This window comes from Ruegeria sp. SCP10 (assembly GCF_040329495.1).
Classification (GTDB): Bacteria; Pseudomonadota; Alphaproteobacteria; order Rhodobacterales; family Rhodobacteraceae; genus Ruegeria.
Window position 1 is genome coordinate 82,025 of the sequence record NZ_JBDZYF010000006.1, and the last position, 26,798, is coordinate 108,822.

The window sequence follows — 26,798 nt, forward strand, 5'->3', positions numbered from 1 at the left end:
TTGGGGATATGAGCGATATTGCAGGAACCCGGCCAGCCCTTCGCTGGGTTGTACATGCCTCGGTAGTCTTTCTTGTCGTGCTTTGGGTGTTCCCGACGCTGGGCTTGTTGATCTCGTCTTTCCGGACAGGCGATCAGATTGCCAGCAGCGGCTGGTGGCGAGCTTTGTTTCCGTCGGAACAGAACCTGACCCTACGCGCTGCCGGGCCAGACGCGCAGGTCTCAACCGACGGGATGTATGTTATCGAAGGTAACGTCTTTGAGGGTGAAAGCGCCTCGGACATCAGCAGATGGGGGGTCAACTCTCGGGCCATCGATGCCTTTGCCCCTGGCGAGACGGCCGAGCTGCGCCGCGGCGGAACGATCACGGTTCAGGCCAACGGCGACTACCGGATGGAGAACACGGAGGAGTTTTCTGGCAATCGCGGTCCCCGAGTGTTTGTAACCACCACCCTGCCGCCCGAGTTCACGACCGAGAATTACGCCCATGTTCTGTTCAATGCGAACAGTTCCGACAGCATGGCTAAGGCGTTTTTTAACACGTTGACGGTGACGATACCGGCGACGATCATCCCAATCCTAGTTGCGGCTTTTGCGGCTTACGCGCTGGCCTGGATGGATTTCCCGGGGCGGGCATTGTTGATCGCCGCCGTTGTTGGCCTGTTGGTGGTGCCGTTGCAGCTGGCTTTGATCCCGCTGCTGAAACTGCACCTCAATATCGGGATCGGCAAAGGATATCTGGGGGTCTGGATGGCCCATACCGGGTTTGGGATGCCATTGGCGATCTACCTGTTGCGTAACTACATGGCCGGATTGCCACGCGATCTGATCGAAAACGCGCGGGTGGATGGGGCCACTGAGTTCCAGATCTTCACCAAACTCATCCTGCCGCTCAGCTTTCCAGCGCTGGCATCCTTTGCGATCTTCCAGTTCCTGTGGACATGGAACGATCTGCTGGTTGCCAAAGTGTTCCTGATCGACTCATCCGGTCAGACAACGGTGATGACCAACCGCATCGTCGAGCTGCTGGGTACGCGCGGCGGTAACTGGGAAATTCTTGCCACAGCGGCCTTTGTATCGATTGCCGTTCCGCTGGCTGTCTTCTTCGCAATGCAAAAATACCTGGTCCGGGGCCTGCTGGCCGGATCTGTCAAATAGAGGCGTCTGATGAACGTGCAGAACACCACAGAACTTTCCAAAGCAACCAAAGTGTCGTCCGAGTGGTGGCGCGGTGGGGTGATCTATCAGATCTACCCGCGCAGCTTTCAGGATAGCAATGGCGATGGTATCGGCGACCTGAAAGGCATCACCCAACGGCTCGATTATATCGCATCGCTTGGCGTGGATGCGATCTGGATATCGCCGTTCTTCAAATCTCCGATGAAGGATTTTGGCTATGATGTCAGTGACTATCGGGACGTGGACCCGATGTTTGGCACTCTGGCCGATTTTCAGGAGCTTCTGGACAAGGCGCATGCCAAGGGACTGAAGGTCATGATCGATCTGGTCCTGTCGCATACGTCGGATCAGCACCCTTGGTTCAGTGAAAGCCGTGCCAGCCGAGACAATCCTAAATCCGATTGGTTCGTCTGGGCCGACCCCAAGCCCGATGGGACGCCGCCGAACAACTGGCTATCGATCTTTGGCGGTTCGGCTTGGCAATGGGACTCTCGCCGTCTGCAATATTACCTGCATAACTTCCTGAGTTCACAGCCCGATCTGAATTTCCATTGCCGTGAGGTGCAGGATGCCCTGCTGGATATGGCGCGGTTCTGGTTGGAACTGGGGGTTGATGGATTCCGTCTGGATACGATCAACTTTTACTTTCACGACAGAGAGTTGCGGGACAACCCAGCCCTTTCGATCGAGCAACGCAATGCCTCGATCGCGCCAGCCGTAAACCCCTATAATCACCAAAACCATCTGTATTCCAAAAGCCAGCCGGAAAACATCGCGTTTCTGGAGCGCCTGCGCGCCTTGACGAATGAATACGAGGGCCGTGCCTGTCTGGGTGAGATCGGCGACGCGCAGCGTGGGCTTGAGATCATGGGGGAATACACAACAGGCGATAAGCGGATGCACATGTGCTACGCGTTCGAGTTTCTTGAGAAACGGGTGCTGACGGCAAGCTATGCCAAGCAGGTTTTTGACCAATTATCCGCAAAGGCGCGGGATGCCTGGCCCTGCTGGGCATTCTCGAACCATGATGTTGCGCGCCATGCGTCGCGCTGGGACCTCAGTGAGGCTGCCGCCCGGCAATATGCGGTGCTCATGATGTGTTTGCGCGGTTCGGCCTGCCTGTATCAGGGCGAGGAGTTGGGCCTGCACGAAGCGGATGTTCCGTTTGAGAAGCTGCAAGATCCCTATGGCATCGAATTCTGGCCTGAATACAAAGGGCGTGACGGTTGCCGCACACCCATGGTCTGGGTGTCACAGGATGAGCAATCCGGGTTCAGCGCAGGCGAGCCCTGGTTGCCGGTCAGTGCTGCACAGGCCGAACAGGCTGTCGACCGGTTAGAGCCTGATCCGCAATCGATGCTCAACCACTATCGCCGTGCTATTGCTTTGCGCCACGCGCATCCGGCCCTGGCGACCGGTGAACAGGCACAGATGGAGCAGACCGGAACGGTTCTGACCTTCCTGCGTGAAAATGAGACTGAACAGGTGTTTTGCGCCTTCAATCTGGGATCAGAGGCTGCGGAAATCTCGCTGCCTCAGGGCCACTGGCGCGCCGTTGGTCAGGATCTGGGTGCGGTAGAGGGCGAAGGTCAGATCACGCTGGATGCCGCGCAATTCTGCCTGATGGTCAGGGGAAAGGGATAAACCATGTCTGAACTCAAACTGACGGATGTAGCCAAATCCTATGGCCCCATTGATGTCCTGAAACATATCGATCTGGATATCGATCAAGGTGAACTGATTGTCTTTGTCGGTCCTTCGGGCTGTGGGAAATCAACGCTGCTGCGGATGATCGCCGGGTTGGAAAAAATCACTGGCGGCACGCTTGAGATTGAAGGGCAGGTCATGAACGATGTTCCGCCTGCCCAGCGCGGCATTGCCATGGTGTTCCAAAGCTACGCGCTTTATCCGCATATGACCGTGCGCGAAAACATGGCTTTTGCCCTGAAGATCGCCAAGATGCCTGCGTCGGAAATTGATGCCTCGGTCGAGCGTGCCGCGCAGATTTTGCAGCTTGAACCGTTCCTGGATCGTCTGCCCAAGGCTTTGTCAGGTGGCCAGCGCCAGCGCGTTGCCATTGGCCGCGCGATCGTGCGCGATCCAAAGGTCTATCTGTTTGACGAGCCGCTTTCGAACCTTGATGCCGCGCTGCGTGTAGCCACCCGGATCGAAATCGCACGTCTGAAAGAGGCGATGCCAGACAGTACCATGATCTACGTGACCCACGATCAGGTGGAGGCGATGACATTGGCCAGCCGCATCGTGGTGTTGGCCAACAAAGGCATTGCACAGGTCGGCACGCCCTTGGAATTGTACGAGACACCGGACAACGAGTTCGTTGCGCAATTCATCGGATCGCCCTCGATGAACCTGCTTCCGGGACGGATCACCGGCACCGGGGCCACCACCACCATCGCGCTGGCGTCCGGCGGCACTGCGGTTTCGTCGATCCCGACCGAAGCCAGCGATGAAGGGCGCGAGGTGAATATTGGCGTTCGTCCTGAAGATTTTGTGCTGACCGAGGACTCTCCGATCCTGACCGGAACCGTGGATTTCACCGAAGCCCTGGGCGAGGTGACGTTGCTTTATTTCGAGAAATCCGAGGGGGTTGAGTCGGTCATCGCCAAACTACCCGGTGTCCAGCGCAATTTGCGTGGTCAGTCCGTATCGGTGACTGCGGCACCGGAAAAGGTGCATCTGTTCCACAATGGCGTGTCGATGCGCCGGCATTCAGCCTGATCTTGCAACGCATCCCAGCAGCGCGCTGATTTTGGGTGCCGATGCAGTTTTATAGTGCCAGATCATGCGCATAGGAGTGAGGTGTTGGCACACGCCTTCACTGTCGATTTCAAGCATGTGCCCATTAAAGCTGCCAAGATCTACTGAGTCACCGCACTTGAGCGCTTTTTGCGCTAATTGATTCGAAGAATCGGTGCGGATCGAGGCGTCTGGCCGCTGTACGATCACAATCTGATATTTATTATTTATTTTCAAGGACTTATATTGAGAGATAGCGTGATGGTGGGATGGCCCATGCGAGCGCCAAACCTTTATCAAGGCTGCAATACCCCTCATTTTTTACAACACATAAGTATCTTGTTGGTCCTTTCACAATCACAGCCTAAGGTGAGGCCGTCCGGCGTATTTTCGTACCCGGAAGCAAAAGAAGCAGGACGGGGTTGCAAACTGGACTTATTGAAATTTCCAACTGTCACTTTTGAGCTGACAGCTCTGCCGTGAAGTTCTGGCCTGCAATCAAAACAAAAAAACTAACGACTAACCATGGGAGATACAAAATGGTCGATCGGAAAAATCTTTCCAGACGTACGGTGTTGAAAGGCGCAGGCGCTGCTGCTTTGGCGGCCCCGCTTTACAGCAAAACTGCGCTCGCATCGTCGGGCGAAATCAACATTCTGATGTGGTCGGACTACCTGCCACCCAGCTTCATTCAAGAGTTTGAAACGCTGACCGGAATCAAAGTGAACTATACCGGTATCGGATCGAACGAAGAAATCATCAACAAGATGAAGGCCACCAAAGGTCAGGGCTTTGACATCGTGTCGCCCACTAACAACCGCTCGCTTCAGTGGGAACCGCTGGAGCTGCTGCAGCCGTTCGACATGAACAAGGTGCCGGTTGATCTGGTGAACCCGGCGATGGCGCAAATTGGTACGGATGCGTGGAACTTTGGCGACAGCGGTGCGCATTGGCTGCCACATATCTGGGGAACGGAAGGTATCGCTTACCGCACCGACCTGTGGCTGCCAGAAGGTGATGCGCCATCTTACGGCGATGTCTGGTCCGAAGCGAACGCAGGCAAAACCATGGGTCGCGCGCATTCGATGATGCTGGGTGCAGGTCTTTACATGGAGCGCGCGGGCGAGATGGAGCCTGGTTCGGTCTGGGCGGCTTATGGTGACGAAGATACCATGCGCAAGGTCTGGGGCCAGATCACCGACTGGTGTGTTGCCCGCAAAGATCGGATCAAACTGATCTGGAACGACGCCGACACCCAAAAGAACGGTCTGCTGAACGAAGGTGTGGTCGTCGGCCAAACCTGGGATGGTCCGCCGCTGGCGCTGAAATCTGCAGGCGAGCCGGTGCATTATCAGGCTCCGGTCGAGGGTGCGATGGCCTGGGTCGATGGCATCTCGATGCCGACCGGTGCGCAGAATGTTGAACAGGTCTATGCCTTTATCGATTTTGCCTATCAGGCGAAACCGGCGGGCGTGGCGATTGACAGCCACGGCTACAACTCGCCTGTTTTGGGTGCCGACCAATATTCGGGTGACACCTACAAGAAGAACTTTGCAGAAGCCTATCCGGGTGACTCGCTGGCCAACCTTAACCCTTGGCCTGCCGAAGCACCCTGGTATGCGGAAACGCGGACCGAGTTCGTCAACAAGTTCAAAAGCGCCTGATCGCTTAACATCCAGCCCCTCGCCAATTGGCGAGGGGCAAACCCCTGAGCGCCGTAAAGGCGCGTCAGGCCCTATCAGGGTGCGAGCATCATGCGCACCAGTCGGAGATATCTAAGATGAGTGCAGGGGTCGGAGTAGATCTGGAAAACCTGTGGATCCGTTTTGGCGATTTTGTCGCCGTACGAGATGCCAATGTGAACATAAACGGGGGCGATTTCTTTTCGTTCCTTGGCCCCTCGGGCTGTGGCAAGACCACGATCCTGCGCGCGGTTTCGGGGTTTCTGGACCCCAGCGAAGGCAAGGTTCTGATCGGTGGCAATGACATGCGCGGCATCGGGCCGAACAAGCGCCCGACCGCTCTGATCTTTCAGAACCTCGCGCTGTTTCCCTTGATGAAAGTCTGGGAGAACATCACCTTTTCGATGGAGATCAAAGGCGCCAGCGCCGCAGAACGCCGCAAGCGCGCGGATGAGCTGCTGGACATGATTGCTCTGCCGGGGCAGGGCGACAAGCTGCCAAGTGAGCTTTCCGGTGGTCAGCGCCAACGGGTTGCCATCGCGCGCGCGCTGTGCGCGGAACCTGATGTTCTGCTGCTGGACGAACCGCTTTCGGCGCTGGACCTGAAGCTGCGCCAGCATATGCGAACGGAGCTGCGCGAAATTCAGCAGCGCGTTGGCATTACCTTTATCTATATCACTCATGACCAAGGTGAAGCGCTGACCATGTCGGACAATATCGCCGTCATGCGTGCCGGAGTGATCGACCAGATCGCGGATGGCAAGACCATCTATAACGATCCCAACACGGCTTTTGCAGCCTCTTTTGTGGGCGAAAACAATGTGTTCCGTGGCAAGATCAAGCAGGTGATGGGCAATGAGGCGCTGATCGCGACCAACCGGTCCGGCGATCTGGTGGCCCGCATCTCGACCGCCAATCAAGGCAAGCTGAAAGAGGGGGACGACGCAATGATGTTTGTCCGACCCGAGGCGTTTGCCATCGCGCCTGAAGGAAGCACCGGCAATCATTTCGTGACCGCGCAGGTGAAGCATGAAGAATTTGAAGGCAATGTGTTCAACATCTTCACCGAAGGGGATGGCGGTAAAGAGATCAAAGTCTCGCTGCCCAACCTAGGCCAGTCCTTCGAAGATCACACCGGCCAGATGATCACGCTGGAATACGAGACCCGCAACGCGGTTCTGGTTCCAGCGGGTGAACTGGCGGCAGAGTAAGGGGTCAGACAGATGCCCCAGTTTCTGAAAGACTTCTTCAACCGAAATGGCACCGGCATGGGGTTGATGATCCTGGGTCTGGTCCTCTTTTGGACCATCGGCCTGATCATTCTGCCTCAGCTGTCGATGCTGGACTTCTCATTCCGTCCGAACCTGCCCCCGCCCGAGATCGGTGGGCCCAAGGACGTCTATACGCTGGAGAACTATAAATACCTGATCTACGGGCCAGAAGGTGGTAGCCAGGATTACAACGCAGTCGACCTAAGGGTGTTTTTCCGCACGCTGCTGGCGGCGGTCTGCGTGACGATCTTTAACCTGATCATCTGCTATCCGATTGCCTATTATCTGGGTCAATCCAAGGGCAATCACATCCGCATCTTTGCGATCATGCTGATTATTCCCTACTGGATTAACGAGATTCTGCGGGCTTTTGCTCTGCGGATTATCTTCGGTGAAACCGGCGTGCTGAACACTCTGTTCATGGGTCTAGGCATCTGGGATGTGCCGTTTGACTTCATCCGCAATGACATCGCGCTCTATGCAGGCCTTGGCTATGCCTATATCCTGCTGATGATCTTCCCGATGTATAATGTGATTGAAAGCCTGGATGGCAATCAGATCGAGGCTGCACGGGATCTGGGCGCGCCCTGGTGGCGGATACATTGGCGTGTAGTCATTCCTTATGCCAAGCCAGGGATCAGTTCGGGCTGTACCATGGTGTTCATGCTGTCTGCGGGGGCGCTGGCCGCGCCGCAAATTCTGGGCGGGCCGTCCAGTCTGTGGTTCACGCAGCTGATCTATCAGCAATTCAATGACAACAATGACTGGCCGCAGGGGGCCGCCTACGCCATCGTGCTGCTGGTGACCTGTATCCTGTTCGTGTTGGCTGTGATGCGCCTGTTCAAGGTGAATATGGGGGATATCGGGAAATGAACAATTCCTTCCTCCGCATAAGCATCTGGGTCTATCTGGCAATCTTCTTCCTGTATCTGCTGGGGCCGCTGGTGATCATGTCGGTCACGGCTTTCAACTCTCCCAGCTTTCCAAGGATGAGCCCGTGGGAATGCTTGACCTTCCAGTGGTTCGGAGAGCTGTTTCAGGATCAACGCATTCTGAACGGCATCAAGAACTCACTGATCATTGGGGCCGGTACGGTTGTTCTGTCGGTGGCGATGGGTCTGGCGGGTGCGTTGATGCTGACGCAGATCTGGCCCAAGCTGCGCGCGACCTACTATACCGTCATCATCGCGCCGATCCTGATCCCGGGTGTGGTTCTGGGCATCTCAACACTGGTCTTTTGGGATCGGATCAATCGCATGCTAGGGCTTGGGGCGGATAGCTTCCTGTCAAATGGCATCTTCCTGACGGTGATCGGGCAATCCACCTTTATAGCCAGCTATTGCATGCTGGTGCTGGTGGCGCGGCTGCAGCGCTATGACATCGCTCTGACCGAGGCGGCACTGGATCTGGGAGCCAGCCATGCGCAGGCGTTTCGTAAGATCCTGCTGCCTTTCATGCGCCCGGCGATTGCATCAGCGGCGGTGCTGGCGTTCCTCGCGTCGTTCGAGAACTACAACACCACCACATTCACCTTTGGTGAGTACCCGACGCTGACTATCGAGCTGGCCCAGAAGGTACGGTATGGCATCACACCCTCGATCTCGGCCTTGGCCTTTATCATCGTGGCGCTGACTGTGTTCTTTGCCCTGCTGAACGAAGCCAAGCTGAAACGTCAGGAACTGGTCGCAGCAGCGCGCAAAAACGCCACTGTGGAAGAACTGGCAGGCAAGATCAAATTGCCCGGCTTCTTCTCGGGCAATATGGCTGCGGTTCTGGTTGTGGTGTTTGCGGTGGCGACGATCACTGTAGTTGGCACCGCCACCGCCTATGATCCGGGTCAGTGTATCGCGGATGTACGCGCGCAAAAGCAGTTTGAGGCTGAACAGCGCATCCAGCAGCTGCGTCAGGAACGCGAAGAGCGTCGCAAACAGCGCGAGGCGGAAGAGGCCGAGCAAGGCGGCACTCAAACCGCACCGAAGCCGTCAAACAACAGCGGTTTTGGGAATGTCTTTGCCCCTAACACGCTAGGTGGGGATGATGACGCGAGCGGTGACGAAAGCTCGGACTCTGAAAGCCAGCCGTCGAACAACAGTGGGTTTGGTGGGGTCTTTGACCCCAACAGTCTGCAAAACGACTAGGTTTTGGCCTAAGAAAACCTGCTGCCGCCCGAACGGATTTAGCTCTGCTCGGGCGGTATGCGGTTCAGGATCGCCACATCGCAACCCGCGATCTTGTGCCCGTCCCATTCTACCGCATTGGCGTCATAGTTGATCAGGAACGTGTGCTCTGACGTGTCGCGGCGGCGTAGCCCTACGGGCATTGGCGTAAGGGTCAGGCCGGTTTGTTCTGCGGCCATCGCAATAATACGGTCCCAAAGCTGGGCATCCGGGAACCCGGCCAGATACCACAATCCGCCTGCGCCCTTCATCGTTGGTGTCCCGTCCTCGAAACTCAGCACATCCGTGGCGTTCCCCGTCAGTCGGTCGATCCAATGCTGCGCGGTGCCGCCTCCAGCCACGGGCCGGTGTATGTTGGGCGGAAGTGTCTCGACCAACTCCACATCGCAATCCAAACCTGCCAAGCCGGGCCGTCCGGTTGTGGGGATCTGAAATTCACGGGTAATTGCTCCGCTGCGGGGGCCGAGGATGGCAAGATCGCAAGCATCTGTCAGGCGCTGTTCCAGATCATCCTCCACCGTTGCCAGACCCGGTGCCAGGATCAGTTTGTAGCCCTGTGGAATGTCTTTTGCCGACAAAATATCCACCGACAGCCCGGCGCGCCGCAGGGCACGGTAGACCGAAAACACAAGCCGGAAATAGTCAAACCCGGCCCCCTGCGGTTGTGTGGTCCAGGCCCAGTCCGAGGCATAGTCGAACAGAATGGCAACCTGTGCTTGCTGCTGTTCTACCGTGCCTAACGCCGTCAGATTATCGGCTGTCTGGCGCGCTTCGGCCATCGCAGGCGCATCCGCATTGTTTGAAGTCAACAGGCCCGCATGCATCTGTTCCTGCGCAAAGGGGGCCTGACGCCAGCGGAAATAGCTGACCACCTCGGCCCCGTGCGCCACAGCCTCAAGCGACCATAGGCGGACCATTCCTGGCAGGGGGGCCGGGTTGTAAGGGGCCCAATTCACCGGGCCGGGCTGTTGTTCCATCACCCACCAGCGCCCGTGCCCGACTGTGCGATACAGGTCATGGTGAAACGCCTGCATATCGGGATCACCCTGTTGCAGATATCTGGTCTTGTGGTCCAGATCATCCTCCAGCCGATCCGAAAGGAACCCGATCGGATAGCTGTCCCAGGTGGCGATATCCAAATCAGCCCCGACATCAAAATGATCAAACTCCAACACGCGGCCCATGTAATTGTGCAGCAAGGGTGCATCGGTCAGCGGCCTAAGCACATCGACCTGAGCCTTGTTGAATGCCACAACCTGATCCGAGCTGAAACGACGGAAGGCGAGCACATGAGCCGGGTTTGGGTCGGTCACGGTCAGGTTGGGCAGATCGATCTGGTCGAAGTGGTTATACTCCATCGACCAGAACACACCGCCCCACGCCTCGTTCAGCGCTTCAATTGTGCCGTACTGATCAGCTAACCATTGCCGAAACGCGCTCAGAGAAGACCCGCTGTAGCTGAGCGTCGTGTCATGGCAGCCATATTCATTGTCGATCTGCCAGGCCGCGATATGCGGATTTCGCCCGTAGCGTTCACCCATGATACGGGTAATGCGGGCGCATTCGTCGATATAGCCCGCATGGCTGAAACAATAATGTCTGCGCGACCCAAATTTACGTGGCTGACCTTGTACATCGACCGCAAGCATGTCGGGATATTTGTCCAACATCCAGCGGGGTGGCGTGGCCGTCGGTGTGCCAAGAACCACCTTCAACCCTGCCGCGCCCAGTGTTTCGATTGCGCGGTCCAGCCAGTCGAACTGCAGATTGCCGGGCTGCGACTCCATCCGGCTCCAGGCGAATTCACCGATCCGGACCCAGCGCAGGCCGGTCTCAACCATGCGCGCGGCATCTTTGGCCCAAACAGCCTCGGGCCAGTGTTCGGGGTAATAGCAAACGCCAAGTTCGGGTTTCATAAAAGGACTCTGTGTTCTGCCTGGCCTTGCCCTGCATTTGGGGCAAAGAAGGTCATTCCATTTCTGGGTTGGTCTCGAAGCGCCTCGGCACTCAGCCCCTCGCGGGCCGTTGTGCAGAAAAGCGTGTTCAAATCGTCGCCGCCGAAGGCGGGGCACGAAGTATGAGCGGCGTCAAATGTCACCGCGTGCTGAAATTGCCCCGAAGGATCATAGCACGCAACCCGCGCCGCGCCCCATTGTGCGATCCAGATATGGCCCGCTGCGTCGACAACTGCGCCATCCGGGTTCAGGGCTTCATCACGGAGATCCAGAAAAACCGAAGCCTCACCCTCTGGCCAGCCGGTTTCAGGGTCTAGCCCCCAACGCATGACCTGCTGTGTCGTCGTATCGGTATAGTACGCGCAAGAGCGGTCGGGCGCGAAGCAGATCGCGTTTGAGATCGTGACGTTTGGAACCAGACGGCGCAGCTCACCCCGCCAGAACCGATAGATCGATCCGGCATGTGGTTCGGCCTGTTTGCCCATGGTTCCAATCCAGAACCCGCCCCACGAATCAGCACGCCCGTCATTGGACCGGGTGACGGAGTTGTCCGCTTCCAACGGGCAGACGGGTTTCTTCTCGCCGCTGGTTAGCGAAAATCGCCACAACCCGGTCTCGGATGCGATCAGCAGAGTATCTTTATCTACCCAACCCGCTGCCGACACATGCTCCGCGAAATCCCAGCTGTTTTGTTCGTCCGCCTCGCGGGTCATCAGACGTTTGTTGTTGATATCAAACCAGAAAAGCTGCTGCCGTTCCGGGTGCCATAAAGGCCCTTCCCCCAAATCACAGGGGCGATTGTCAAATACCTGACTCATCCGATGGCCGAGTCATAAGCGCTGACGATCTGTTGCGCGCGGTCGGCAATTTCAGAGAGGCTCATACCCGGCTTGTAGAGCGCCGAGCCGATGCCAAACCCATCCGCACCAGCGGCGATCCAGGCGCCGAAGTTCTCAGGCCCCGCACCGCCGACAGCGTAGACCAGCGTGCCCTTTGGCAAGACCGGGCGCAGCGCGGCCAAGCCCGATGTCCCGGCCATCACGCCGGGGAACAGTTTCAGCCCGCTCGCTCCTGCCTTCAGCGCCGCAAAAGCTTCGGTGGGGGTGAAGACGCCCGGCCAGCTTTGCATATTCAATGCTACGCTGCGCGCAATCACTTCGGCATCGTAGTTTGGTGAAACGATCAGTTTGCCGCCCACAAGGGCAACGTCTTCGGCCTGTTCGACAGTCAGAACCGTCCCGGCACCGACTAGCGCCTTATCTCCGAAGGCTGATGCCAATTGGCCGATGCTTTCAAGCGGGTCGGGCGAATTCAACGGTACCTCGATCTGGTCGATACCCGCATCGATGATAACGCGGCCAACCGCTTCGGCCTCGGTTGGTTGCAAGCCACGTAGAATGGCAATGATCGGGCGACTCATGCGGTTTGCCTCGTCAGGTTGCGGGCCAGAGCCAACCCGGCCAGGGTGACCTCTGTGGCATCAGCAGTTTCGACAAATGCGCCCTGTTGTTGCAGGGCTTGCGCATAGATATTGGCGACCTGATCTGCACCGATGACGGCCAGTTGCTGCCCCAACCAATAGGCTCGTGTGGCGGCGAGTTCTGCCCCGATCAGCAATCCTGACAGCTGCGCGCGCGCGACAGCCCCGTCCTGCCCTTGCAACAGGTCAGCGGCACGCAGACCAAACAGGCGACCTGCTAGGTTTTCGGGCTTTGACAACGTGTCGGCCACCGCTTCGCTAAAGGCCGCATCGTCCCAGCCTTGGCCGACCGAGTGTCTCAGCACCGATTGCCCGCGCAGCAGCTCGAACATCTCTCCGGTCATGAAGGTGCGAAAGCTGACAACCTCACCCGCGCTAAGTTGTACCCATTTGGTGTGCGTGCCGGGCAAGCACAAGACCCCATCCCAATTGGGTTGTGCAGCCAGAAAGCCGGCGATTTGGGTCTCTTCGCCGCGCATGACATCTGGCGGTGTCGTCTGTTTCAGGCCGGGCACAACAAAGGCGCGAATGCGGGGATCCGTGCCCGGCACCCGCACTGGAACATTGGCCACCGGTTCTGACGGTACGGCGGCATAAGGGGCCTCGACCCAGCCTTGCCGCGCGCCGACCATGCCGCAGGCGATGACATCGACCGGACTATCGCCTAGCCATCGGTCGACTATTGATAAGAGCGCGGTCTGGAACCCACCTTTGGCCACGCGCGACATGCCCTGATCGGACTGCGCCCGGTCCACGACCCTGTCGCCCTGCATGGCCCAGGCCCGCAGGTGAGAGGTTCCCCAATCGACAGCAATCCACTCCGCCTTCATATCCTCACCCCGATACCACGACGCCACCATCGACGGCCATGCACTGCCCGGTCATGGCGCGGCTTGCGTTTGAGGACAAAAAAAGCGTTGGCGCAATCATGTCCTCTGGTGTCAGATGTTCCTTGAGGCATTGGCGTTCCAGATGGGCAGCCAGATCCTCGGGCGTGGCCCACATATCCAGTTGTTTCTGAGTCAGGACCCAGCCGGGGGCCAGAGCGTTTACGCGGATGTTTTGCGGGCCTAATTCGCGCGCCAGCGACCGTGTCATGCCGGTGATGCCCGCGTTCGAGGTCGTGTAGATCGGATAGCCCGCGTTGCCCATGATATAGCTGATCGAGCTGAAATTGACGATCGCACCGCCTTTGTCCTGCATCTGGCGCGCTGCCTCCTGGCAGGCAAAGTAGTAGGCCTTTAGGTTCACCTCAATCATCCAGTCCCAGAACTCGGTGGTGGACTCTTCAAGCGAATGACGTTTGTCATTGGCCGCGTTGTTGATCAATACATCCAGGGGACCATGTGCCTCAGCTGCCTTTTGCATCGTGGCATGCAGCAGTTCGGTATCAGTCATGTCGCCCTGCATGAACAGCGGTGCGCGCCCGTGTTTCTCGCGCATCTCCTCGACAAAGGCGCTGGCGTCTGAGCGGCCGATGAAGGCCACGTTTGCCCCTTGGGTTAAAAAACCATCGGTGAGCGCAGCACCAACGCCCGAGCCGCCGCCAGTGATATAGACCGAGGCCCCGTTCAGATCGTGGAATGTCGCGGGTTGGGTCATCAGTGGCTCTCTCTGGTCACAAGGCGGGTGTCTTTGCCGACAAGGAAATCAAGATCAGCGCCCTGATCGGCTTGCAGCACATGGTCGACATAGAGTTTTGCATAGCCGCGGGTGTAGTGCGGGTCGTCCGGTTGCCATGCGGCGCGGCGGGCGTCCAGTTCCGCGTCATCGACCAGCAATTCCATCTCGCCCTTGCTGGCCGAGATACGGATGCGGTCACCGGTTTTGACCAGCGCCAAGGTGCCACCGGCCTGCGCTTCGGGGCTGACATGCAGGATGACGGTGCCATAGGCGGTGCCCGACATGCGCGCGTCGGAAATGCGGATCATGTCGCGTACGCCTTCTTTCACCAGCTTTGCCGGGATCGGCATGTTGCCAACCTCAGGCATGCCGGGATAGCCCTGTGGGCCGCAGCCTTTTAGGACCAGAACGGTCTCGGGCGTCACCGGTAGATCATCGCGGTCGATATTGGCTTTGAGGTCTTCGATGTTTTCAAAAACGTATGCCTCAGCCTCGGTTTCCAGCAGCGCGTCAGTGGCTGCTGAAGGCTTCACGATGGCCCCGTTTGGCGCAAGGTTGCCACGCAGAACGCGCAGGCCTGCGGCAGGTTTCACCGGGTTGTTGAATGGACGGATGACGTCTGTGTTGAAGCATTCAGCCCCATCGTAATGGGCCGAGATATCCTTATTCAAAACTGTCTTGGCCGGTCGCAGGGAGGATTTGAGTTCGTTCAGAACAACTGGCACGCCGCCTGCGTAGCAGAAATCCTCCATCAGGTATTTGCCCGAAGGCATGCAGTTGACCAGCAGTGGGATTTCCGACCCGATTTCAAAGTCTTTCAGGGTTAGATCCACACCGACACGACCCGCCAAAGCCAACAGGTGTACCACAGCGTTGGTCGAACCGCCGACCGCCGCGTTCGCCAGAATGGCATTCTCGAATGCTTCCTTGGTCAGAATATCCGACGGTTTGAGGTCTTCGTCCACCATCTCGACAATCCGTTTGCCGGTCAGATGCGCCAGCGCCATGCGGCGTGCATCGACGGCGGGCAGGGCGGCGTTGGTGGGCAGGGACATGCCCATCGCCTCGACCAGCGAGGCCATGGTGCTGGCTGTGCCCATAGTCATGCATACTCCGGCGCTGCGGGACATCCCGGATTCGGCGTTCATGAAGTCCTGCAGGGTCATCTCTCCGGCCCGGACAGCCTCGGAAAACTTCCAGACATCGGTGCCGGAGCCGATATCCTGACCGCGATATTTGCCGTTCAGCATTGGGCCAGAACTGACAACAATCGATGGCAGATCGACGGACGCCGCACCCATCAACTGCCCCGGTGTGGTCTTGTCACAACCGCCCAGCAGTACGACGCCGTCGATGCCATAGGCACGGATCGATTCCTCGACATCCATCGCCAGCAGGTTACGAAACAGCATGGCGGTGGGCTTCATCTGGGTTTCGCCTAGCGACATTACCGGGAATTCGACCGGGAAGCCCCCGGCCTCCCAAACGCCGCGTTTGACGCCCTCGGCCAGATCACGCAGGCCCGAATTGCAGGGGGTTAGCTCGGACCAGGTGTTGCAGATGCCAATAACTGGACGTCCGTCAAAGGCGTGGTCGGGAAAGCCTTGGTTCTTCATCCACGATCGGTGGATGAAGCCATCCTTGTCGAGTTTTCCGTACCAATGCTGTGAACGGCGTTTCTTCGTCATATGCGGGGCCTTTCAAGCGGCGCGGGCTGGGCGGCACCAATCAGGCAGCCAGTCGGCATGAGCTGTCAGCAGATCGGTGACAAGGCTGCGGATTTGCCGCAAATCCAGTTCGGCGGCGGTGTGCGGGTCCATCATGGCGGCGTGATAGATGTGTTCTGGGTTTTGCTCAACCAGTGCGCGCACCGTCAGTTCCTGCACGTTGATCTGGGTCCGCATCAGGGCGATCAATTGAGGCGGGATATCGGTAACCACCGAAGGCTGCACGCCGTTGCTGTCTACCAAACAGGGGGTTTCGACCGCGGCACCCAAGGGCAATTGTGGGATTTGGCCAGTGTTGGGCAAGTTGCCATAGGCCGCATAGGGCGCGTCGGTGACGATGGCGTTCATCAGGTCGGCGGCGAACTCATGGCTGCGGCAGACTTCGATATCCCGGCCATCGGTCAGTGTCTTGGCTTGTTCTTTCCAGCTTGCAACCTGTTCGATGCAGCGGGTGGGGTATTCGTCCAGCGGGATCGAGAACCGCTCGATCAAATCTTCGCGTCCGTCCTTGATGAACCACGGAACGTATTCGGCAAGATGTTCCGAGCTTTCGGTGCAAAAGTAACCAAGGTGATCCATAACCTCATACCGCACCTTGTTCGGGCAACGGGGCATCAACAGTGGAGCTTTGGGCAAGCGCCCGCTGGCATATCCTTGTCGCAGAGCGGGGTAAAGGTCGCGGCCCTGATGTTCCAGTTTTAGGAAGAACGCGACGTGATTGACGCCCGCGACCTTGTAGCGGAATTCTTCCTTGGGCAGGTCCAGGTCATGGGCCAGTTCCTCGACCGTGTTCTGGACCGAGTGGCAGAGGCCAACATGCTTCAGGGTCGGGAAACGTTCAGCCAGCGCCCAGGTGTTGATCGCCATCGGGTTTACGTATTGCAGTAGCGTCGCGTTGGGGCAGAGTTGCATCATGTCGCGCGCGACGTCCCACAGGACTGGAACCGTACGCAATCCGCGCATGATGCCACCAATACCCAGCGTGTCAGCGATAGTCTGGCGCAAACCGTATTGTTTTGGGATCTCGAAATCGGCGACCGTGCAAGGCGTGTACCCGCCAATCTGGAACACGGTGATCACAAAATCCGCCCCGTCCAGCGCCGCGCGGCGGTCGGCGTGTGTGGAAACGGTCGCACCTGTGCCGACCGAGCGGATCATGGCGCGGGCCACGGATTCGCTTTCGGCCAAACGTTCGGGATTGATGTCCATCAGCGCGAAATGGCTATCGGCCAGCGCAGGGGTCAGCAGCGCGTCGCCCACGATATTCTGCATGAAGATCGTGGAGCCCGCACCAATGAAGGCGATCTTTGTCATTGAGGCAAACCTTTGGTTTGACGTTATTTTACGGCACCGAGGGTCAGGCCCGCGATGAAGTGTTTTTGCATCAGGAAGAACATGGCCACCGGCGGCAGGGCTGCCACGATGGAACCAGCACTCATCAATTGATAGGCAGCGCGGAATTGCGCGTTGAAACTGGTGATCCCTGCGGTGACAGGCTGACTTTCAGCGCCTTGGGTCAATACTACTGCCCAGAAATAGTCGTTCCAGATGAAGGTGAAAATTAGCACGCTGAGCGCGGCAATTGCAGGCTTCATCAGCGGCAACACAACGTACCAGAAAATGCGCCATTCGCTGATGCCCTCGACCCGTGCGGCCTCGATCAACTCAAAAGGCAGGGCACGGATGAAGTTGCGCATGAACAGGGTACAGAACCCGGTCTGGAAGGCGATGTGGAATAGCACAAGGCCGGTTTTGGTATTGTAGAGACCCAGTTCCAGCGTCAGGTCGCGAACCGGTACCATTAGGATCTGGAACGGTACAAAGTTGCCCGCCACGAACATGAAGAAGATCCAGATGTTCGATTTGAACTTGTAGATACCCAACGCGAACCCGGTCATGGTGCTAAGCGCGACGCAGCCGATCACCGTCGGGATTGTGATCAGGAACGAGTTCATCAGATAGCGTGGCATATCTGAATTGAAGAAGACCTGTCCGTAGTTGAACGCGCCTTCGAAACTGGATGGCATTCCCCAATAGTTGGCATTCGTAAAGTCAGCAGCGGGTTTGACCGAGAACAGGGCAACCGCCAGCAGCGGCCCTAGCCACAATAGCAACGCCAATGGCAGCATGGCCTGATAGGTTATCTGTGCCGCGCGGGGTTGTTTTTCGATGGGTTTGGGAAACATCTCAGTGCCCCTTTTCTTCGCGGTACATCGACCACAGGAAGTAGGCGATGAAGCAGAGCATAATCAGGAACAGGATCACCGCGATGGCAGCGCCGTAGCCCATGCGGAAACCGTACTCCGACAGAGCGACCTCGAACATATAGTAGGCCAGCACGCGGGAGGAGCCGAACGGCCCGCCCTGGGTCATGATCGAGATCAGGTCGAACGACCGCAGCGCGCCGATGATAGTTACTACAAAGGCGATGAAGGTCGCAGGGCGCAGTTGCGGAAGAATGATATGCCACAGCATCCTGCCGCCCTTTGCGCCGTCCAGCCGTCCGGCTTCGATCTGTTCAGGGTCGACGGCATTCAGGCCGGTCAGGTAGAGGATCATACAATAGGCCGTCTGCGGCCAGAGGCCTGCAAAGATGATGCCGTATGTCACGAACCTCTCATCGCCCAGCACGTTGAGCGGACCCATGCCAAAGAAGCCTAGAAACTCGTTCAACAAGCCGAATGTCGGGTCGTAGAACCACGTGAAAACAAGGCCGACGACAACTTGTGAGATAACGAAGGGAAAGAAAAACAAAGATTTGTATAGTCTGATGCCCCAGACTGTCTGGTTCAGGAACAGCGCAATGAACAGGCCCGCTGGGATCGCAGCCAGATAAAGGATCAGCCAGATCAGGTTATTCTTCAGCGAGATATAAAACGCATCCCGATCAACCCATTCCCAATACAGGTCCTCGTAGTTGCGAAAGCCGACATATTCCGCCGCGCCCAAACCGTCCCATTCATAAAGAGACAGGTTGAAGGACTGAAAGACCGGGATGATCACATAGACCATAAAAAACAGCAGGCCGGGTGCCAGGAACAACCACGGCGCAATGCGCTGTTGGTTGCGGTGGAACCAGCTTTCCTGCTCTGAGGCGTTTGCGGCGATGGTCATGGCGGCATTCCGGGTTTGGTGGGATGAAGGCGGGCAAACGCCGCCTTGCGATTGCATTTTGGGTAGGCCGGGCTTTAGCCTGGCCAGCTCCGTTTAGTTGTCGTAGATGCGCTGGCGCGCACGTTCCAGCTTGGCCAGAACACGGTCGGCATTGTCCGGCTTGACCATAAACTCCTGGAAGCCTTCCATCGACACTTTGGCCATTTCCGCAGGCGCGTCACGATCCCAGAACTGAGCAACACCGCCCGGGCTGTTCGACGACAGCATGGTGAAGCCCTGCTGCAGGAACTTGTCGTCATCCACCGAGGATTGCGCATTCACAGGCAGCTGACCCAGGTTTGCACCATTGTTGATTTCGGTCTGTTCGTCCGCCGAAACAACGAAGCGCAGGAACTCGCGTGCGGCTTCCTTGTTCGAGGCGTTGGCCGGAATGTGGAAGGTGTCGGTCGGGGCGTCTTCTGCCAATTCGACATCGGGGTTGATGGCAACGAACTGATAGAAGTCCAGTTGATCATCAGTCAGGCCAGCCTCGCGCAGCGGCGCTACGGCAAAGTTGCCCATCAGGTAAGCTGTGGCTTCGCCGTTGACCATGAAGGGCAGGGCCTCTTGCCAGCTATAGGTCTGGTGATTGTCGATGAAGGCACCCATGTCGATCAACTGCTTCCAGTTGGCGAAGGTCTGCTTAACCCGGTCGTCTTCCCAGCTGATTTCGCCATTGGCGAGTTGATTGTGGAAGTCATAGCCATTGGTGCGCATGTTCAGGTAGTCGAACCAACCACCAGCGGTCCACAGGAACTTGGTGCCGATGGTGTAGCAGGCCCGGCCCGAATCGACGATTTTCTGACAGTTTGCCAGCTCTTCTTCCCAGGTGGTCGGCTCGCTCAGGCCCAGCTCATCAAAGATGTCTTTACGGTAGTAAACGCCCCACTGGTAGTAAGTATACGGCACGCCCCACTGCTTACCATCAATGGTCATCGCACCTTTGGTCGAGGCAAGGTTATCAGCAATCTCGGGCTCGGCCCAAAGGTCCGAGACGTCTTCGAACAGACCAGCTTCGACATAAGGCTTCATGCGGTTGGCCGCGTACCATGTTGCCACATCAGGCGTGTCCGCCGTCAGGAAGTTGCGGATCTGGGTCTTGTAGGCTTCGCGGTCGATCACAGTTGTCTCGATCTCAAGCCCCGGGTGTTCGGCCGCAAACCGCTCGATCATCGCTTCCATGGTCGCACGGGGCGCCGGGTTCGATGTATCGAGGAATATCCGCAGCTCGCCGGTCAGCTCGGCCGCAACGGGCGCGGCAAGTGCCACACTAGCCGCTAGAGCAGCCGCAGTGCGCTTGAACATGGAATGCATGGTTTCCTCCCTTAAGCTTCCATTTTGGTTTCATATATTGAAACCTAGTTTTATATATTGAAAACTACACATCGACTCGGCTAGTCTTGTCAAGACCCTCATGAGGATGGAGAGGGTCAAACGGAGGAGATCTCGCACCCGTGGCAGGTGACGGAACAATAGGCAAAGCATGTGATGTGCTGGATCAGGTGGCGTCGTTCGAACGCCCGGTTCGGTTTGCGGAACTGCTGGACCGCAGCGATTTTCCCAAGGCGACGCTGTACAGGTTTCTGCAAAGCCTGACCAACCAGGGCATGCTTTCCTATGACCCGGATCGGCAGACCTACACGCCCGGTTTGCGATTGGTTCGTCTGGCCCACGTGGCCTGGACGCAAAGCTCTCTGGCTCCGATCGCGCGGCCATTTCTGGATTCGCTGAGCCGGGAAACAGGCGAGACAGTGCATCTGGCACAGCTCGATTCCAGCCAGGTTTTGTATGTCGATAAACGCAACGCCGCGCAGCCGGTCGAGATGTATTCGCAGGCTGGAAAGGTCGGACCAGCCTATTGCACAGGCGTCGGCAAGGCGATGATGGCCTTTCTGGGCGAAGAGGCGCTGAACAAGGCCGTTTCTCAGCAAAGCTATCACCGGTTCACCGACAAGACGTTGACGTCCGAAGCGGCCCTGCGCGCTGACTTGGACCGTATTCGCGCGCGCGGTTTTGCCGTGGATGACGAAGAGCATGAGCCTGGCATCATCTGTATCGCTTGCCCGATCCTCACCGCCGGCGGGCGGATGCTGGGCGCGATTTCTGTGACTGGCTCAACCGACCGAATGAGTTTCGAACAATTGGAAGCTTGGGTTCCCCGGGTTCGGCGCGTCGCCGAACAGATCGGGGCCGAGGCACAGGCGTGGCGGTTCCCCGAGACCCGCCCGAACACTCTGGAAGACAGGATGCAAGGGACATGACAGGTGTGACTCTGAACCAAGCGATCAAACGATATGGCCAGACACAGGTCATCCACGGGATTGATCTGCAGATTGAAGATGGAGAGTTCTGTGTGTTTGTCGGCCCCTCGGGTTGCGGCAAGTCCACGTTGTTGCGAATGATTGCTGGGCTTGAAGAGACTTCGGAAGGCCAAATCCATATCGGCGCACGCGAGGTGACCTATATGGACCCTGCCAAGCGCGGCGTGGCAATGGTGTTTCAGACCTATGCGCTGTACCCGCACATGACTGTGGCCGAGAATATGGGCTTTGGTCTGCGCATGAACGGCGTGGCCAAAGGTGAGATCGACAAGAAGGTACAAGAAGCCTCGAACATACTGAAGCTGGATCAGTATCTGAAACGCAAACCCAAGGCCCTGTCCGGGGGGCAGCGTCAGCGCGTAGCGATTGGGCGCGCCATCGTGCGTGGCCCCGAGGTGTTTCTGTTTGACGAACCACTCTCAAACCTTGACGCCGAGTTGCGGGTTGAGATGCGCGTGGAAATCGCTCGTCTACATCAGGAAATCGGCGCGACTATGATTTATGTGACCCATGATCAGGTCGAAGCGATGACCATGGCCGACAAGATCGTGGTCTTGCGAGACGGACGGATCGAACAGGTGGGCGCCCCGATGGACCTGTACCGGGACCCCGATAACCGCTTTGTTGCCGGTTTCATTGGCTCGCCCGCGATGAACTTTCTGGAATGCGACTATGCCGACGGCCATGTGACGCACCCTGCGCTCAGTGCTCGGTTGCCGATTTCAGCCAACGTTCCTGCCGGGCTGAACAAAGTGACCTTGGGTATGCGGCCTGAACATATCCAGATCGACCGTTCCGCTGAAAACTGTACGGTTGATCTGACCGAGGCGCTGGGTGGCGTCTCCTATTCCTATCTGCTGACGCCAAGCGGCGAAAAACTGATCGTCGAAGAACGCGATGACCAGCGCAGTACAACCGGCGAACGGATTGGCATCTCAGTCGAGCCCGAACGCGCGATGGTGTTTGATCCTGAGACGGGGCTTCGGTTTAGGTAAGCGGCGGGCCCGTCGCTTGTATCCGACATCCTTCGTGACCTGGTCCTGCGACCCGTGGCAAAACGCGCGACGTTGAGTGATTGATTCCAATCCAAACCTCATTTATGGGAGGCCCTGTCAAAACAGAGTCACCCAGGGGCGGTAGCATTGATCTGCCCCTCTCGCGCCGCGATGATGTGGCCACAACTCTTGGATCGCACGCCCCGAAAGGCTTAAAAAAGGTAAAAGAATATGGCAGATAAATCGAACTTCGACATATTGTATACCATTGTAGACGAAGCGCCCGAACTGGCCAGCGCGTCGTTTCTGCCCATCATTCGCAAATTCGCCTCGGCGGCGGGTGTCAGCGTGGGAACCAAGGATATTTCGCTGGCGGGCCGTATTCTGGCGACCTTTCCCGAGAGCCTGACAGACGCTCAGCGCATCACCGACGATTTGGCTGCTTTGGGCGAGCTGGTGAAGACACCGGACGCGAATGTGATCAAACTGCCGAACATCTCGGCCTCGGTGCCCCAGCTTGTGGCGGCTATCGAAGAACTGCAGTCGCAGGGCTATGACGTTCCGAACTACCCCGAAGAACCCTCGACAGACGCAGAAAAGGCGATCCGCGCGCGCTGTGATACGATCAAGGGCTCGGCCGTGAACCCGGTTCTGCGCGAAGGCAACAGCGACCGTCGTGCGGCGCGGGCGGTGAAGAACTACGCTCAGAAGAACCCGCATTCGATGGGAGAATGGTCCTCGGACAGCAAAACCAAAGTGTCGTCGATGCCGGGCAACGATTTCTACGCGAACGAGAAATCGGCGACGATCACTGCCGCGCAAGCCGGTGATGCGAAGATCGAATTTGTCGGCAAAGACGACAGCGTGGTCGTTCTGAAAGACGGCTGGCCGCTGGCTGAGGGTACCGTGGCTGACGCAACATTCATGTCGGTCAAGGCTCTGTCCGCGTTCCTGGCCGACGCCATCGAGGACACCAAGAAAGACGGCACCATGTTCTCGCTGCACATGAAAGCCACGATGATGAAGGTCAGCGACCCGATCATCTTTGGTTATGCGGTCAAGGCGTGGCTGGCCCCGGTGTTCGAAAAATTCGGTGCTGAGCTGGATGCACTGGGCGTGAACCCGAACTCGGGTCTGGGCGACCTGTTGGAGCGTGTTCAGGGCAATGCGGACATCATGGCCGCCATTGACGCGATCAAGGGCGACCGCCCGTCCATGTATATGGTTGACAGCGACCGTGGCATTACCAACCTGCACGTACCATCGGATGTTATCATCGATGCCTCGATGCCCGCTGTGATCCGCGCGGGCGGCAAAGGCTGGGACGAGACCGGTGCCAAGGGCGACACCAACTGTGTGATCCCCGACCGTTGCTATGCGCCGGTTTACGATGAATCGATCAAGTTCTTCAAAGCCAATGGTGCGCTGAACCCGGCCACTGCCGGGGCTGTGGCCAATGTTGGCCTGATGGCGCAGAAAGCCGAGGAATATGGCTCGCACCCGACCACGTTCCAGGCCCCTGCCGATGGTACGATCCGCATCGTGCTGGCCAATGGTGAAACGCTACATTCGCACGAGGTCGAACAGGGTGACATCTGGCGCTCTTGCACCGTCAAGAAAGCACCCATCGAGAACTGGATCCAACTGGCGATGGACCGTCAGCGTCTGACCGGATCCGAGGCGATTTTCTGGCTGGACGCCAACCGCGCCCATGACGCCGAGTTGATCAAATACGTCAAACCGGCGCTTGAGGCCGCAGGCGTTGCCGACAAGTTCCAGATCATGGCCCCGCGAAAGGCGACACGTCAATCTTTGGAGACCATAACAGCTGGCAAAGACTCGATTGCCATCACAGGCAACGTGCTGCGCGACTACCTGACTGACCTGTTCCCGATCCTGGAACTGGGCACTTCGGCCAAGATGTTGTCGATTGTCAAGCTGATGAATGGCGGCGGTCTGTTCGAAACAGGCGCCGGTGGCTCGGCCCCGAAACACGTGCAACAGTTGGTCGAGGAAAACCACCTGCGCTGGGATTCGATGGGTGAATTCTGCGCCTTGGGTGAATCGCTGAACTTCCTGGCCGATAGCAAAGGTAACGCCAAGGCCGGCGTGTTGGGCGCAGCGGCCGAAGCTGCAACGCAGGGTATTCTGGACAACAACAAGTCGCCCAGCCGCAAAGTTGGCCAGCCTGACAACCGCGATAGCCACTACTGGTTCGCGCGCTATTGGGCCGAAGCACTGGCTGCGCAAGGTGACGATGCCGATCTGGCTGCAGAATTTGCACCGGTTGCCAAAGAACTGGCGGCCAAGGAAGAGCAGATTCTGGCCGAACTGGCAGCGGCCCAAGGTGCTGCGGCTGATCTGGGTGGGTATTATCACACTGACCCGGCAAAGGCGGCCGCTGTGATGCGCCCCAGCGCTACGCTGAACGCCATAATCGACTAAAAGAACGGGCCCGTGCCACATCAGCGCGGGCCTTTCTAAACCTGCCCTAGAGCGGGTGATTTTTGTGTGTCATAGTCCGGGTTACCAGAGCCCAACATAGCTGGGGCGTGATTTGAATGCGTGGACGTGATGATAAACAAAACTCAGCAAAACACCCATACAGGTGGCCCCAAAGTTCTGTTCTTTGGCCGCGATAATTGTGACGGCACGCAAAAGGCGCTGCAGTTTCTGAACTATGCAGGCTTTGACGTCAGCTATGTCGAATCCAAAGGTCTGGGGCAGGGGCTGCCCGATTGGGTGCGCGATTGGCAGGGCGAGTACATTTTTTGCTTTCGCAGCTATTTCATCCTGGATCAGGCCATGATCGATGCGGCCTCGGTTGCAGCGATCAACTTCCATCCCGGGCCGCCGGAATACCCGGGCAGTGGCTGTATCAATTTCGCGCTGTATGAAAGGGCGGATCAATACGGTGTGACGGCGCATTTGATCAACACCAAGGTCGATAACGGTACGATCATCAGGGCGCTGCGGTTTCCGATATTGCCAAAGGATGGGTTGCGATCCGTTCTGGCGCGCACGCATCTGTATCTTTACCACCTGCTACAAGAGGTGATTGGTGGGGTCGCAGCCGGTGGCGAAACTTATCTTGCGGATCAGATCAAAGCCTCGGGCGACGAAGCCTGGTGCGGTGAGGCGCGCAGGATGAAAGAACTTTCAGCCATGCAGCAATTGCCGGTGGATATTGACGCAGAGGAGTTCGAGCGCCGCCTGCATTCGATGCATCTGCCGGAATACCCGCTGCATGTCGTTTTGCATGGGCGTAAATTTGCGCTGTTGGGTGAGGCGTATGATGCCTAGGGACAGACTACATTGGCTGGATCGACATGCATGCGATCCACAAATTCAGCATCCGGGGTAAAGGCGGCAACGTTGCTGTCCTGAAGGAATTGGGCTACCAGATTTGCCACTGCAAAACTGCCAATTTCCCGCAGATGGTGGTCCGGTGTGCCGTACAGCTCTGCTGTCGGCAGGTCCCGATCTTCTGACATCTCAATAAGGCCCGGTTTCAGGTTCAGATAGGCAAAGCCGTTTTGTTCGGCGGCCCTGGCAATTAGGCGACGTACCGCGTCAGAATAGCCAACCGGGTCATCCCGGAAGGTGATCGTATCCTTGCCCAGGAATTCCGAGATATCGGGCAGTGAAAATACAATCAACTCTGCGCCTTGATCTGTGACGGACTGCGAAAGGTCCGCAAGGGATTGAAGCAAAAGCGCCTCTTCAATCTCGGTCGGGACCGACGGGTACAGGTTCTGATCAAACAGAGCACTTTTGAAACTCAGCACCAGTTTGCCGACGTAAAGCTTTGCAAAAGCCCGTTTCAGTCTCTGTGTAGCCGTCGGATCACGCGAGATCGGCTTTGGGTTTTGCTGCCACCTTTGGAATCGTATGTTGTCGACCAGATCATTGCGATTGAAGATGAACAATAGCACCGTTTCATGCGGGATCTGGTCTTTGAACTCATCATAAGTCAGCGCGTGTTGCAGCGTGCCGTGGCCGCCGGTGCCCAGGTTGACAAAATGTGTATCTGCAGACCATTCGGACAACAAGGCAGGGATGGTTTCCGTCTCGTCAGACAAGCTGCCGCGAATGAAGGAATCTCCAAGCACGATCACACGTTTTTTCCCAACACCTGGGTCAAACACACCGCGAAAGCCGTGTTCGTTGATCTTGACGAATGTGGCGATATCGTTGCGGAACTCAAAATAGGACTGGTTGGGCGTTTCGCGTGAGTACACCACCGGATGCGGGATCAGACGTTTAGGCCCACCTGTGCAGAAATAATTCTCGTCATTGACCAGAGGAACATTTGCCAGATCGCGGCTGATATGCGGTTGAAAGCCCAGCGGATCGAACAGACGCAATGCCACCTCAAGCACTGCCAGACTGATCAGCGTACTAAGGCAAATGAGGAAGAAGTTTTTAAGCACGAACGGGTTTCCCCAACTGATTAATTTAGTTCAACTGACAAACGGC

Annotated in this window: 23 protein-coding genes; 11 read left to right on the forward strand and 12 right to left on the reverse strand. The window is 57.4% G+C overall.

Annotation, left to right across the window (positions count from 1 at the left end):
- Nucleotides 1-8: 8 nt before the first annotated feature.
- The 3 genes from ABLN87_RS14135 to ABLN87_RS14145 are packed head-to-tail and all read left to right on the forward strand — an operon-like array spanning nucleotide 9 to nucleotide 3,917.
- Complete coding sequence (locus ABLN87_RS14135) at nucleotides 9-1,157, forward strand: carbohydrate ABC transporter permease (protein WP_353011204.1); 1,149 nt, start codon at nucleotides 9-11, stop codon at nucleotides 1,155-1,157.
- Nucleotides 1,158-1,166: 9 nt separating this feature from the next.
- A complete protein-coding gene (locus ABLN87_RS14140) occupies nucleotides 1,167-2,822 on the forward strand; it encodes an alpha-glucosidase (RefSeq protein WP_353011205.1) in 1,656 nt (551 codons plus the stop codon).
- A 3-nt stretch (nucleotides 2,823-2,825) separates the two neighbouring features.
- Nucleotides 2,826-3,917, forward strand: a complete 1,092-nt coding sequence (locus ABLN87_RS14145) for an ABC transporter ATP-binding protein (protein WP_353011207.1) — start codon at nucleotides 2,826-2,828, stop codon at nucleotides 3,915-3,917.
- On the opposite strand, the gene ABLN87_RS14150 is transcribed toward ABLN87_RS14145, so the two are convergent.
- The gene (locus ABLN87_RS14150) at nucleotides 3,909-4,253 is read right to left on the reverse strand and encodes a hypothetical protein (RefSeq protein ID WP_353011208.1); all 345 of its coding nucleotides are present in this window, start codon (nucleotides 4,251-4,253) and stop codon (nucleotides 3,909-3,911) included. The genes ABLN87_RS14145 and ABLN87_RS14150 overlap by 9 nt on opposite strands.
- A 221-nt stretch (nucleotides 4,254-4,474) precedes the next feature.
- Between ABLN87_RS14150 and ABLN87_RS14155 the strand changes: the two genes are divergently transcribed.
- From ABLN87_RS14155 to ABLN87_RS14170, 4 genes are all read left to right on the forward strand, one after another.
- Nucleotides 4,475-5,599 carry an extracellular solute-binding protein gene (locus tag ABLN87_RS14155; protein ID WP_353011210.1) on the forward strand — a complete coding sequence of 375 codons (1,125 nt, stop codon included), beginning with the start codon at nucleotides 4,475-4,477 and terminating at the stop codon, nucleotides 5,597-5,599.
- A 116-nt stretch (nucleotides 5,600-5,715) separates the two neighbouring features.
- Nucleotides 5,716-6,828 (forward strand): ABC transporter ATP-binding protein, encoded by a 1,113-nt coding sequence (locus ABLN87_RS14160; RefSeq protein ID WP_353011211.1) that lies wholly within the window; start codon nucleotides 5,716-5,718, stop codon nucleotides 6,826-6,828.
- Between the two features lie 12 nt (nucleotides 6,829-6,840).
- The gene (locus tag ABLN87_RS14165; protein WP_353011213.1) at nucleotides 6,841-7,761 is read left to right on the forward strand and encodes an ABC transporter permease; all 921 of its coding nucleotides are present in this window, start codon (nucleotides 6,841-6,843) and stop codon (nucleotides 7,759-7,761) included.
- On the forward strand, nucleotides 7,758-9,026 hold the full coding sequence (locus ABLN87_RS14170; protein WP_353011215.1) for an ABC transporter permease: 1,269 nt from the start codon (nucleotides 7,758-7,760) through the stop codon (nucleotides 9,024-9,026). Before ABLN87_RS14165 ends, ABLN87_RS14170 begins: the two co-directional genes overlap by 4 nt.
- Nucleotides 9,027-9,064: 38 nt before the next feature.
- Here ABLN87_RS14170 and ABLN87_RS14175 read toward each other — a convergent pair whose 3' ends face one another.
- The 10 genes from ABLN87_RS14175 to ABLN87_RS14220 form a co-directional block, all read right to left on the reverse strand.
- Complete coding sequence (locus ABLN87_RS14175) at nucleotides 9,065-10,981, reverse strand: beta-galactosidase (RefSeq protein WP_353011217.1); 1,917 nt, start codon at nucleotides 10,979-10,981, stop codon at nucleotides 9,065-9,067.
- Entirely contained in the window at nucleotides 10,978-11,838 is an 861-nt protein-coding gene (locus tag ABLN87_RS14180) for an SMP-30/gluconolactonase/LRE family protein (protein ID WP_353011219.1), read from the reverse strand. Before ABLN87_RS14180 ends, ABLN87_RS14175 begins: the two co-directional genes overlap by 4 nt.
- Nucleotides 11,835-12,440: a 2-dehydro-3-deoxy-6-phosphogalactonate aldolase gene (locus ABLN87_RS14185; RefSeq protein ID WP_353011221.1), complete on the reverse strand. Its 606-nt coding sequence runs from the start codon at nucleotides 12,438-12,440 to the stop codon at nucleotides 11,835-11,837. The genes ABLN87_RS14180 and ABLN87_RS14185 overlap by 4 nt, the downstream gene beginning before the upstream one ends.
- Complete coding sequence (locus tag ABLN87_RS14190; RefSeq protein ID WP_353011223.1) at nucleotides 12,437-13,330, reverse strand: 2-dehydro-3-deoxygalactonokinase; 894 nt, start codon at nucleotides 13,328-13,330, stop codon at nucleotides 12,437-12,439. The genes ABLN87_RS14185 and ABLN87_RS14190 overlap by 4 nt, the downstream gene beginning before the upstream one ends.
- 4 nt (nucleotides 13,331-13,334) lie before the next feature.
- Nucleotides 13,335-14,102, reverse strand: coding sequence for an SDR family NAD(P)-dependent oxidoreductase (locus ABLN87_RS14195; RefSeq protein ID WP_353011224.1), 768 nt, complete (start codon nucleotides 14,100-14,102; stop codon nucleotides 13,335-13,337).
- Nucleotides 14,102-15,811 carry an IlvD/Edd family dehydratase gene (locus ABLN87_RS14200; RefSeq protein WP_353011226.1) on the reverse strand — a complete coding sequence of 570 codons (1,710 nt, stop codon included), beginning with the start codon at nucleotides 15,809-15,811 and terminating at the stop codon, nucleotides 14,102-14,104. The genes ABLN87_RS14195 and ABLN87_RS14200 overlap by 1 nt, the downstream gene beginning before the upstream one ends.
- A 12-nt stretch (nucleotides 15,812-15,823) precedes the next feature.
- Nucleotides 15,824-17,164, reverse strand: a complete 1,341-nt coding sequence (locus ABLN87_RS14205; RefSeq protein ID WP_353011228.1) for an alpha-glucosidase/alpha-galactosidase — start codon at nucleotides 17,162-17,164, stop codon at nucleotides 15,824-15,826.
- A gap of 23 nt (nucleotides 17,165-17,187) precedes the next feature.
- Complete coding sequence (locus ABLN87_RS14210; protein WP_170534862.1) at nucleotides 17,188-18,036, reverse strand: carbohydrate ABC transporter permease; 849 nt, start codon at nucleotides 18,034-18,036, stop codon at nucleotides 17,188-17,190.
- A 1-nt stretch (nucleotide 18,037) separates the two neighbouring features.
- A complete protein-coding gene (locus ABLN87_RS14215; RefSeq protein ID WP_353011230.1) occupies nucleotides 18,038-18,964 on the reverse strand; it encodes a carbohydrate ABC transporter permease in 927 nt (308 codons plus the stop codon).
- Between the two features lie 93 nt (nucleotides 18,965-19,057).
- Nucleotides 19,058-20,317 (reverse strand): ABC transporter substrate-binding protein, encoded by a 1,260-nt coding sequence (locus ABLN87_RS14220; protein WP_353011232.1) that lies wholly within the window; start codon nucleotides 20,315-20,317, stop codon nucleotides 19,058-19,060.
- Nucleotides 20,318-20,457: 140 nt separating this feature from the next.
- On the opposite strand from ABLN87_RS14220, the gene ABLN87_RS14225 reads away from it, so the two are divergent.
- The 4 genes from ABLN87_RS14225 to ABLN87_RS14240 all read left to right on the forward strand — a co-directional run bounded on the left by ABLN87_RS14225 (nucleotide 20,458) and on the right by ABLN87_RS14240 (nucleotide 25,622).
- Nucleotides 20,458-21,264 (forward strand): IclR family transcriptional regulator, encoded by an 807-nt coding sequence (locus ABLN87_RS14225; protein ID WP_353011234.1) that lies wholly within the window; start codon nucleotides 20,458-20,460, stop codon nucleotides 21,262-21,264.
- The gene (locus tag ABLN87_RS14230) at nucleotides 21,261-22,319 is read left to right on the forward strand and encodes an ABC transporter ATP-binding protein (RefSeq protein ID WP_353011236.1); all 1,059 of its coding nucleotides are present in this window, start codon (nucleotides 21,261-21,263) and stop codon (nucleotides 22,317-22,319) included. The genes ABLN87_RS14225 and ABLN87_RS14230 overlap by 4 nt, the downstream gene beginning before the upstream one ends.
- A gap of 231 nt (nucleotides 22,320-22,550) precedes the next feature.
- On the forward strand, nucleotides 22,551-24,764 hold the full coding sequence (locus tag ABLN87_RS14235; protein ID WP_353011238.1) for an NADP-dependent isocitrate dehydrogenase: 2,214 nt from the start codon (nucleotides 22,551-22,553) through the stop codon (nucleotides 24,762-24,764).
- Nucleotides 24,765-24,893: 129 nt separating this feature from the next.
- Nucleotides 24,894-25,622, forward strand: coding sequence for a formyltransferase family protein (locus ABLN87_RS14240; protein ID WP_353011240.1), 729 nt, complete (start codon nucleotides 24,894-24,896; stop codon nucleotides 25,620-25,622).
- Here the strand turns inward: ABLN87_RS14240 and ABLN87_RS14245 are convergent.
- A complete protein-coding gene (locus tag ABLN87_RS14245; protein WP_353011242.1) occupies nucleotides 25,619-26,752 on the reverse strand; it encodes a hypothetical protein in 1,134 nt (377 codons plus the stop codon). The two genes, ABLN87_RS14240 and ABLN87_RS14245, sit on opposite strands and share 4 nt — an antisense overlap.
- Between the last annotated feature and the right edge of the window lie 46 nt (nucleotides 26,753-26,798).

Coding starts and splice junctions, on each gene's coding strand:
- ABLN87_RS14135 (WP_353011204.1), top strand. CDS start 9: ATGAGCGATATTGCAGGAACCCGGCCAGCCCTTCGCTGGGTTGTACAT.
- ABLN87_RS14140 (WP_353011205.1), top strand. CDS start 1,167: ATGAACGTGCAGAACACCACAGAACTTTCCAAAGCAACCAAAGTGTCG.
- ABLN87_RS14145 (WP_353011207.1), top strand. CDS start 2,826: ATGTCTGAACTCAAACTGACGGATGTAGCCAAATCCTATGGCCCCATT.
- ABLN87_RS14150 (WP_353011208.1), bottom strand. CDS start 4,253: ATGAGGGGTATTGCAGCCTTGATAAAGGTTTGGCGCTCGCATGGGCCA.
- ABLN87_RS14155 (WP_353011210.1), top strand. CDS start 4,475: ATGGTCGATCGGAAAAATCTTTCCAGACGTACGGTGTTGAAAGGCGCA.
- ABLN87_RS14160 (WP_353011211.1), top strand. CDS start 5,716: ATGAGTGCAGGGGTCGGAGTAGATCTGGAAAACCTGTGGATCCGTTTT.
- ABLN87_RS14165 (WP_353011213.1), top strand. CDS start 6,841: ATGCCCCAGTTTCTGAAAGACTTCTTCAACCGAAATGGCACCGGCATG.
- ABLN87_RS14170 (WP_353011215.1), top strand. CDS start 7,758: ATGAACAATTCCTTCCTCCGCATAAGCATCTGGGTCTATCTGGCAATC.
- ABLN87_RS14175 (WP_353011217.1), bottom strand. CDS start 10,981: ATGAAACCCGAACTTGGCGTTTGCTATTACCCCGAACACTGGCCCGAG.
- ABLN87_RS14180 (WP_353011219.1), bottom strand. CDS start 11,838: ATGAGTCAGGTATTTGACAATCGCCCCTGTGATTTGGGGGAAGGGCCT.
- ABLN87_RS14185 (WP_353011221.1), bottom strand. CDS start 12,440: ATGAGTCGCCCGATCATTGCCATTCTACGTGGCTTGCAACCAACCGAG.
- ABLN87_RS14190 (WP_353011223.1), bottom strand. CDS start 13,330: ATGAAGGCGGAGTGGATTGCTGTCGATTGGGGAACCTCTCACCTGCGG.
- ABLN87_RS14195 (WP_353011224.1), bottom strand. CDS start 14,102: ATGACCCAACCCGCGACATTCCACGATCTGAACGGGGCCTCGGTCTAT.
- ABLN87_RS14200 (WP_353011226.1), bottom strand. CDS start 15,811: ATGACGAAGAAACGCCGTTCACAGCATTGGTACGGAAAACTCGACAAG.
- ABLN87_RS14205 (WP_353011228.1), bottom strand. CDS start 17,164: ATGACAAAGATCGCCTTCATTGGTGCGGGCTCCACGATCTTCATGCAG.
- ABLN87_RS14210 (WP_170534862.1), bottom strand. CDS start 18,036: ATGTTTCCCAAACCCATCGAAAAACAACCCCGCGCGGCACAGATAACC.
- ABLN87_RS14215 (WP_353011230.1), bottom strand. CDS start 18,964: ATGACCATCGCCGCAAACGCCTCAGAGCAGGAAAGCTGGTTCCACCGC.
- ABLN87_RS14220 (WP_353011232.1), bottom strand. CDS start 20,317: ATGCATTCCATGTTCAAGCGCACTGCGGCTGCTCTAGCGGCTAGTGTG.
- ABLN87_RS14230 (WP_353011236.1), top strand. CDS start 21,261: ATGACAGGTGTGACTCTGAACCAAGCGATCAAACGATATGGCCAGACA.
- ABLN87_RS14235 (WP_353011238.1), top strand. CDS start 22,551: ATGGCAGATAAATCGAACTTCGACATATTGTATACCATTGTAGACGAA.
- ABLN87_RS14240 (WP_353011240.1), top strand. CDS start 24,894: ATGATAAACAAAACTCAGCAAAACACCCATACAGGTGGCCCCAAAGTT.